Source organism: Streptomyces sp. NPDC093546 (assembly GCF_044765045.1).
Lineage (GTDB): Bacteria > Actinomycetota > Actinomycetes > Streptomycetales > Streptomycetaceae > Streptomyces.
Map to the genome: position 1 here is coordinate 60,598 of NZ_JBIWJG010000023.1, position 8,678 is coordinate 69,275.

The 8,678-nt window shown below is 73.5% G+C and carries 3 protein-coding genes; 2 read left to right on the plus strand and 1 reads right to left on the minus strand.

The genetic code is table 11. The annotated features are described in order from the left end of the window. The first annotated feature begins 1 nt into the window (after position 1). Positions 2-6,556 carry a type I polyketide synthase gene (locus ACIRNI_RS31200; RefSeq protein ID WP_403556647.1) on the plus strand — a complete coding sequence of 2,185 codons (6,555 nt, stop codon included), beginning with the start codon at positions 2-4 and terminating at the stop codon, positions 6,554-6,556. Between the two features lie 75 nt (positions 6,557-6,631). Here the strand turns inward: ACIRNI_RS31200 and ACIRNI_RS31205 are convergent, their stop codons facing one another. Further along, positions 6,632-8,263, minus strand: a complete 1,632-nt coding sequence (locus tag ACIRNI_RS31205; RefSeq protein WP_403556649.1) for an FAD-binding oxidoreductase — start codon at positions 8,261-8,263, stop codon at positions 6,632-6,634. A 293-nt stretch (positions 8,264-8,556) separates the two neighbouring features. On the opposite strand from ACIRNI_RS31205, the gene ACIRNI_RS31210 reads away from it, so the two are divergent. After that, positions 8,557-8,678: biotin carboxylase N-terminal domain-containing protein (locus ACIRNI_RS31210; protein ID WP_146166841.1), on the plus strand; the 122-nt coding region annotated here is incomplete at its 3' end.

Sequence of the window (8,678 nt, forward strand, 5' to 3'; positions counted from 1 at the left end):
CATGTCCCATGAACCTCAGACGTCAGGTCAGGACGCCGGCAAGGACGGGGCGTCCGCACGCGAACAGAAGATGGTGGAGTACCTGAAATGGGTGACCACCGATCTCCAGAAGGCCCGGCAGCGGCTCGCCGAGCTGGAGGCCGGCAACGAGGAACCGGTGGCCATCGTCGGCATGGCGTGCCGCTTCCCCGGCGGGGTGACGTCCCCGGACGAGCTGTGGCAGCTCGTCATGGACGAGGCCGACGGGATCACCGAATGGCCCACCGACCGCGGCTGGGACATCGACGCCATTTACGACCCGGAGCGCGGCAAGCCGGGCAAGTCGTACACGAAGAAGGGCGGTTTCCTCGACGGGGCCGCGCTCTTCGACCCGGGTTTCTTCGGCATATCGCCGCGTGAGGCGCTGGCGATGGACCCGCAGCAGCGGGTGCTGCTGGAGACCGCCTGGGAGACGTTCGAGCAGGCCGGCATCGACCCGGCGACGCTGCGCGGCACCCCGGTGGGCGTGTTCGCCGGTGTCGTGGAGCAGAGCTACCTGGGCCTGGAGGGCCCGGAGGAGCTCGAGGGCTACCTGATGACCAGCAAGCTCAGCAGTGTCGCCTCGGGCCGCATCGCGTACACGTTCGGCTTCGAGGGGCCCGCGGTGTCGGTGGACACGGCCTGCTCCTCGTCGCTGGTGGCGCTGCACCTGGCGGTGCAGTCGGTCCGCAAGGGCGAGTCGACGCTGGCGCTGGCCGGCGGTGCCACGGTGTCCGGCAACCCGAGCGGGTTCGTGGACTTCTCGCGGCAGAACGGGCTCGCCGAGGACGGCCGCATCAAGTCGTTCGCGGCCGCCGCCGACGGCACCGCCTGGTCCGAGGGCGTGGGCCTGCTGCTGGTGGAGAAGCTGTCGGACGCGCGCCGCAACGGTCACCGAGTGCTCGCCGTGATCCGCGGCTCGGCCGTCAACCAGGACGGCGCGTCCAACGGGCTGACCGCGCCCAACGGGCCGTCGCAGGAGCGGGTCATCCAGCAGGCGCTGGCCGGCGCCCGGCTGTCCGCGACCGACGTGGACGTGGTGGAGGCGCACGGTACGGGCACCCGGCTGGGCGACCCGATCGAGGCGCAGGCGCTGCTGGCCACGTACGGGCGGGGCCGGCCGGAGGACAGGCCGCTGTACCTGGGTTCGCTGAAGTCGAACATCGGGCACACGGTGGCGGCCGCCGGCGCGGGCGGCGTCATCAAGATGATCCAGGCGATGCGGCACGGCATCCTGCCGCGGACGCTGAACGTCGACACGCCGACCCCGATGGTCGACTGGGAGGCGGGCGCGGTCGAACTGCTGACCGAGGCCCGGCCGTGGCCGGACACGGGCGCGCCGCGCCGGGCGGGCATCTCCGCGTTCGGTGTCAGCGGCACCAACGCGCACGTGATCCTGGAGGAGCCGGCGGCGGAGGACCTGGCCGGTACCGCGGAGGCGTCGGGCGACGGCGAGGCCGCGTTCACGCACCCGCTGCTGCCCTGGGTGGTGTCGGCGAAGACGGCGCAGGCGCTCACCGCGCAGGCCGGCCGGCTGCTGGACCACCTGGAGCGGGACTCGGAGCTGGTGTGCCCGCTGAACGTGGCGTACTCGCTCGGTACGGGCCGCTCCGCGCTGGAGCAGCGCGCGGTGGTCGTCGGCGCGCACCGGGACGAACTGCTGGCGGGGCTGCGAGCCCTGGCCGCCGGCGAGTCGGCGCCGCACGTGGCGCAGGGCACGAAGACCGCCGGGAAGACCGCCTTCCTGTTCACCGGCCAGGGCGCACAGCGCAGCAGCATGGGCCTGGAGCTGTACAACGCCTACCCGGCCTACGCGAAGGCCTTCGACGCCGTCTGCGCGGAGCTGGACCCGCTGCTGGACAAACCGCTGCGTGAGATCATCGCCACCGGTGAGGAACTCGACCAGACCGGCTACACCCAGCCCGCGCTCTTCGCCACCGAAGTCGCGCTCTACCGGCTCGTCGAGTCCTGGGGCGTCACCCCCGACTACGTCGCCGGCCACTCCATCGGCGAACTGGCCGCCGCCCACATCGCCGGCGTCCTCAGCCTGCCCGACGCCGCCCGACTGGTCGCCGCCCGCGCCCGGTTGATGCAGGAGCTGCCCACCGGCGGCACGATGATCGCCCTCCAGGCCACCGAGGACGAAGTCCTCCCCCTCCTGAAGGACGTCGGGGACCGGCTGTCGATCGCCGCCGTCAACGGGCCCACGTCCGTGGTCGTCTCGGGCGACGAGGCGGCGGCCTCCGACGTGGCGGCGCACTTCCGGCGGCTCGACCGCAAGACGAAGCGGCTGACCGTCTCGCACGCCTTCCACTCGCCCCGCATGGACGGCATGCTCGATGAGTTCCGCCGCATCGCCGCCGAACTGACGTACAACGAACCGCGGATCCCGGTCGTCTCGACGCTCACCGGCCGCCTCGCCACCGGCGACGACCTGCGCACCCCCGCCTACTGGGCCGACCAGGTCCGCCAGGCCGTCCGCTTCGCCGACGCGGTGACGGCGCTGCAGGGCCTGGGCGCGACCGCGTTCGCCGAGGTGGGCCCGGACGCGGTGCTGACCACGCTGGTGCGGGACACCGCCGACGTGGGCCCGGAGGCCGCGGTGCCGCTGCTGCAGCGCGGCCGCCCGGAGCCGGAGGCCCTGGTCACGGGGGTGGCCCGGCTGCACACGGCGGGCGTCCCGGTGGACTGGCAGGGCTTCTACGCCGGTACCGGAGCGCGCCACACCGACCTGCCGACCTACGCGTTCCAGCACGAGCGGTTCTGGGTGGAGACCACGGGCGTGGTCGCCGAGGCCGCGGACCTGGGCCTGGAGTCGGCGGAGCACCCGCTGCTGGGCGCAGCGGTGACCGTGGCGGGCGTCGAGCAGACGCTGTTCACCAGCCGACTGTCGGTGCGGACCCATCCGTGGCTGGCCGACCATGTGGTGCTGGGGCAGACGCTGGTGCCGGCGACGGCGCTGGTGGAGATGGCCGTGCGGGCCGGCGACCAGCTGGGCTGCACCGTGCTGGACGACCTGTCGATCCTCGGCCCGCTGGTGCTGCCCGCGAAGGGCGGGATCCACGTGCAGGTCAGCGTGGGCGCCGCGGACGCGGGCGGCCGCCGGGAGGTGTCGATCTACTCGCGGCCCGACAGCGCCGACGTGCCGTGGAGCCTCAACGCCCGGGGGCACCTCGGCTTCCGCGGCCCGGACGTCCCGTTCGCGCTCACGCAGTGGCCGCCGGCCGGTGCCGAGGAGGTGCCGCTGGACGACGCCTACGAGAAGCTGGCCACGCAGGGCTACGAGTACGGGCCGGTGTACCGGGGCCTGGACGCGGTGTGGCGGGTCGGCGAGAACGAGGTGTACGCCGAGGTGAGCCTGCCCGAGCAGAGCCGCACCGGCGTCGAGGGCTTCGGGCTGCACCCGGCGCTGCTGGAGGTCGCGCTGGCCGCCTCCTGCCTGGCCACGTACGGCAGCAGCCCGGCCGGCGCGGTGTGGATCTCGACGGACTGGCACGGCGTACGGCTCCACGCGACCGGCGCCCGGAAGCTGCGCGTACGGCTGGCCGTGGGCGCCGACGGGGCGCTGGAGGTGCAGCTCGCGGACATGGCGGGGCAGCCGGTGGCGACCGCGTCGGCGGTCGCGTGCCGGGCCATCGCCGTCGGCGAGCTGTCCAACGCCCTGGCCCGGAACCGGGACGCGCTGTTCCACGTGGACTGGGCCCACTATCCGCTGATGCCGGCGGACGAGCCGGAGCACTGGGCGGCGCTGGGCGAGGGCCCGTTCACCGCGGGCCGCGTCCTCGCGGACGTGGCCGCGGTCGCGGCGGCGGTCGCCGCCGGTGAGCGCGTCGACGTCGTCCTGGCGCCGCTGGGCGCGATGTCCGACGGCGCCGCCGGGACCTCCGGTGACGTGGCGGCGGACACGCACGCGGTCGCGCGGGACGCGCTGGACCTGGTCCAGCGGTGGCTGGCGGACGAGCGGCTGGCCGACACCCGGCTGGTGGTGCTCACCCGCGGCGGCGTCGCCGTCACCGACACGGAGGACGTCACCGACCTGGGCGCCTCCGCGGTGTGGGGCCTGCTGCGGTCCGCGCAGTCGGAGAACCCGGGCCGGATCGTCCTCGTCGACCTGGACGGCCAGTCCTCGTCGGCGGCGGCGCTGTCGGCGGTGCTGGCCGCCGGGGAGCCCCAGGCGGCGGTGCGCGGCGGGCGGGTGCACGTCCCGCGGCTCGGCCGGGTCGCCGAGTCGGCGTCCGGCACCACCGGCTCCTGGAACCCCGACGGCACGGTGCTCGTCACCGGCGGTACGGGCAGCCTGGGCGCCCTGTTCGCCCGGCACCTGGTCACCGAGCACGGCGTGCGGAGCCTGCTGCTCACCAGCCGGCGCGGCCCGGCCGCCGAGGGCGCGGCCGAGCTGGAGGCGGAACTGCGGGCCCTGGGCGCCGAGGTGACGATCGCCGCGTGCGACGTGGCCGACCGGGAGGCGCTGGCCGCGCTGCTGGCGTCCGTACCGGAGGACCGCCCGCTGACCGGTGTGCTGCACACGGCCGGTGTGCTGGACGACGGGCTGATCGGCTCGCAGACCCCGGAGCGGCTGGCGGCGGTGCTACGGCCCAAGGTGGACGCGGCGTGGCACCTGCACGAGCTGACGCAGGACATGGGCCTGTCGGCGTTCGTCCTGTTCTCGTCGATCGCCGCGGTCGTCGGCGGCCCCGGCCAGTCGACGTACTCGGCGGCCAACCACTTCCTGGACGGGCTCGCGCAGCACCGCAGGGCGCGCGGACTGGCGGCGGCCTCGCTCGCCTGGGGCCTGTGGTCGCAGACCAGCGGCATGACCGGGCACCTGGACGAGGCCGACCTCAAGCGCATCGCCCGCGGCGGGTTCCGGCCCGTCGAGTCGGGGCAGGGCCCGGCGCTGCTGGACCTGGCGATGACGACGGGGCACGCGACGCTCGCCGCGACCCCCATGGACCTGGCGACGCTGCGGGAGCAGGTGCAGGTGCCGGTCCTCCTCCAGAAGCTGGCCCGCTCGTCGGGGCGGCGGACCGCGCAGAACACCGAGGTCTCCACGGAGTCGCTGGCCGACCGGCTGGCCGGGCTCTCCGAGGAGGAGCAGCGGACGGCGGTGCTGGAGTTGGTGCTGGGCCGCGTGTCGGAGGTGCTGGGCCACGCGGACGCGTCCGGGGTGCCGACGGACCAGCCGTTCTCGGCGCTCGGCTTCGACTCGCTGACCTCCGTCGAGCTGCGCAACCAGCTCGGTACGGCGACGGGCCTGAAGCTGCCGCCGACGCTGGTGTTCGACCACCCGACGCCCGCCGCGCTCGCCGCGTTCCTGCACGGCGAGGTGGTGGCGGAGCTGGCCCCGGCGGACGGGCCCGGCGGCGGTCGCGGCGGCGTCGACTTCGCCGCCGAGGTGCGGCTCGCCGACGACGTCCGGCCGGCCGGCGAGGTGGTCGTGGCGGCCGACGCACCGCGCGACATCCTCCTCACCGGCGCGACCGGCTTCCTCGGCGCGTTCCTCCTCCGCGACCTGATGCGCAGCACCACGGCGCGCGTGCACTGCCTGGTGCGGGGCGAGGACGACGTGGCGGCGCTGGAGCGGCTGCGGGACAACGCCCGCTGGTACCGGGTGTGGGACGACATCGACCCGGAGCGGATCGCCGTCGTCCGCGGCGACCTGGCCGAGCCGCGCCTCGGGCTCACCGAGGAGGCGTTCGACGAGCTGGCCCGTACCGTCGACGTGGTCTACCACAACGGTGCGCGGGTGCACTGGCTGCTGCCGTACGAGACGCTGAAGGCGGCCAACGTCGGCGGTACCGAGGAGGTGCTGCGGCTGGCGGCCCGCCACCGCACGGTGCCGGTGCACTACGTGTCGACGGTCGGCGTGTTCAACGGCGTGCGGGAGCCGGGCGTGCCGCTGAAGGTGACGGACCCGACCGGCCCGGCCGAGCGGCTGGCGAGCGGCTACCTGCGCTCCAAGTGGGTCGCCGAGCAGGTCATCGAGGTGGCCAGGGAACGCGGGCTTCCGGTGTCGGTGTACCGGGTGGACGTCATCTCCGGCGACCAGGTCAACGGCGCGTGCCAGACGCGGGACTTCGTGTGGCTGACGCTCAAGGGCCTGGTGCAGGCGCGGTCCGTGCCCAAGGGCGTCGAGGGCCGCTTCCACCTGCTGCCCGTCGACTACGTCAGCGCGGCCATCACCGGCATCGCGGCCCGCCCGGAGGCGGCCGGCGGCACGTACCACCTGTTCAACCAGGGCTCCCTGGCCCTCACCCAGTGCGCCCAGTACCTGCGCGCCCTCGGCTACGAGCTGGACGAGGTCGACTGGGACTCCTGGACGTCGACGGTGACGTCGGGCGACAACGCGCTGCTGCCGCTGCTGGACGCCTTCGAGATGATGACGTCCGACACGGACGGCTTCTACCCGCCGATCGACACGACGGAGACGGAACGGGCGCTGGAGGGCACGGGGATCGGGATCCCGGCCCTGACGCAGGACCTCTTCGAGAAGTACGTCCGCTTCTTCATCGAGGAGAACCACTTCCCGGCCCCGTAACCCCGGGCCGCCCGCGAAAGGGCCCCGCCGGCTTCGGCCGGCGGGGCCTCTTCGTGGTTCTTGAAGGAACAGGGGTTACGGAAGGCGGATGGAGAGGCGGTGGCTGAAGACGTTCTTCGGGTCCCACTTCGCCTTGACGCGCTGGAGGCGCGGGTAGTTGTCCTTGAAGTACAGCTGGTGCCAGGGCACGCCGGAGGTGTTGAGGGACGGGTCGGCGAGGTCCGCGTCGGCGTAGTTGATGTAGGCGCCGTCGTTGACGCCGCCGGTGCGGGGGACGCCGCCGGTCGTGGCGTACACGTCCGCGTACGCCTCGCGCACCCACGCCGTCTGCTCGGCGTCGTCCGCCGGGTCGCTCCACAGGCTGCAGTAGAGGATCTTGGCGAAGGAGTCGCGCTGCGCGGTGGCGGTGTCGGCGGTCGCCACCTCGTTGATCTTGCCACCGAAGCCGACGACGGCGATCATCCCGTACGGGCCGGGGTAGTCGTCGCGGGTGAGCTGCCGGTAGACCGCCTTCAGCTGCTCGTCCGGCATGGTCTTGCGGACGTACGCCGACTTGGCCTTCCAGCGCGGCACGGCGGCCTCCACGAAGCCGGACCACTCGGTGACCGCGTACAGCCAGGGCGCCCGGTACCGGTCGCCCACGTGGTACGGGACGCCGGTGCCCTCGGTGACCGCGGCGAGGAAGTCGTCGAGCAGCTGCTCGGCGCCCGGCACCGACGCCTCGACCTGGGTGCTCATCCGGAAGTAGCCGGCCGCCTTGTGCATCATCTTCAGCTGGCTGAAGAGGTGACGGCCGGGCGAGGTGGGCGCCGAGTTGGCCTCGTGCCAGGCGTTGAAGTTGCGCAGCAGCCGGGTGAGGCTCGCTTCGTCGAGGTCGCTCCAGGACCAGCTGACGTCGGACAGCAGCACCTCGGTCGGCGCCTGCGGCAGCAGCTTCGACGGGTCGGTGCCGGTGGCGCCGGGCGAGCGGAGCCAGTAGCGGGTGATGACGCCGAAGTTGCCGCCGCCCGCACCGGTGTGGGCCCACCACAGCTCACGGTTCGGGTCGCCCGGCTCACGGGTGGCGACGACCTTGCGGGCCCGCCCGTCGGCACCGACGTGGACGACCTCCACCGCGTACAGGTGGTCGACGGTCAGGCCGCGGGAGCGGGACAGCGCCCCGTACCCGCCGCCGGTGATGTGGCCGCCGGCGCCCACCGTCGGGCAGGTGCCGCCCGGCAGGACGACGCCCCACCGCTTGTACAGCGTGCGGTACACGGAGCCGAGGAGCGCGCCGGGGCCCACGGCGATGGCGTTCATGGCCGGGTCGTAGTCGATGGCGTTCATCCCCGCCATGTCGATCACGACGCGGACGTCCCGGTTGGCGGTGAAGTCCTCGTCGCAGTGCCCGCCGCTGCGCACGGCGACCTTCAGTTTGCGGTCGACGGCCTCCTGGACGGCGGCGACGACCTGGTCAGCGCTGTGGACCACGCGTATGTAGTCGGGCGAGCCGACCCAGCGCTGGTTGGAGCCCGACACGAGGCCCTTGTACCGCGGGTCGGCGGGGGTGACGTGGATGGCCGGGGTCGCCCGCACGGCGTGCTCGGCGCCGTCGATCCCGTCGACGGCGGCGGCCACGGCCGGGGTCGTGGCGAGGGCCGGCAGCGCGAGGGCGCCACCGGTCGCCGCGGCGCCCCGCATCAGCCCGCGCCGGGAGAATTCGGTCATGATCGCATGCCTCCATGAGACCTGAACATCGGAAAATCCGCACGAGTGTCGTGCCGTGCGCGAACGTTTCCAGCCGTTCGTCATGACCGGGTAACCCGTCGGGAACCCGGGGCGCGGACGCCGCGGCGCGGCGCCGGGCCTTCAGCGGAAGGTCATCCGCCGGTCCCGTGGGACACGCCGGTGATTACCGGCGGATGGCCGATGCACGGAACGGACGCCTATACGTTCGAGCGGTGCTGTTTCGAGCGGTGCTGTTCCGTGCCCGATGTTCGTGACGTATTCGAGGAGCCTTCGTGCGCAAGGTGCTCATTGCCAATCGCGGCGAAATCGCTGTCCGTGTCGCCCGTGCCTGCCGGGACGCCGGGATCGCGAGCGTAGCCGTCTACGCCGACCCGGACCGGGACGCCCTGCACGT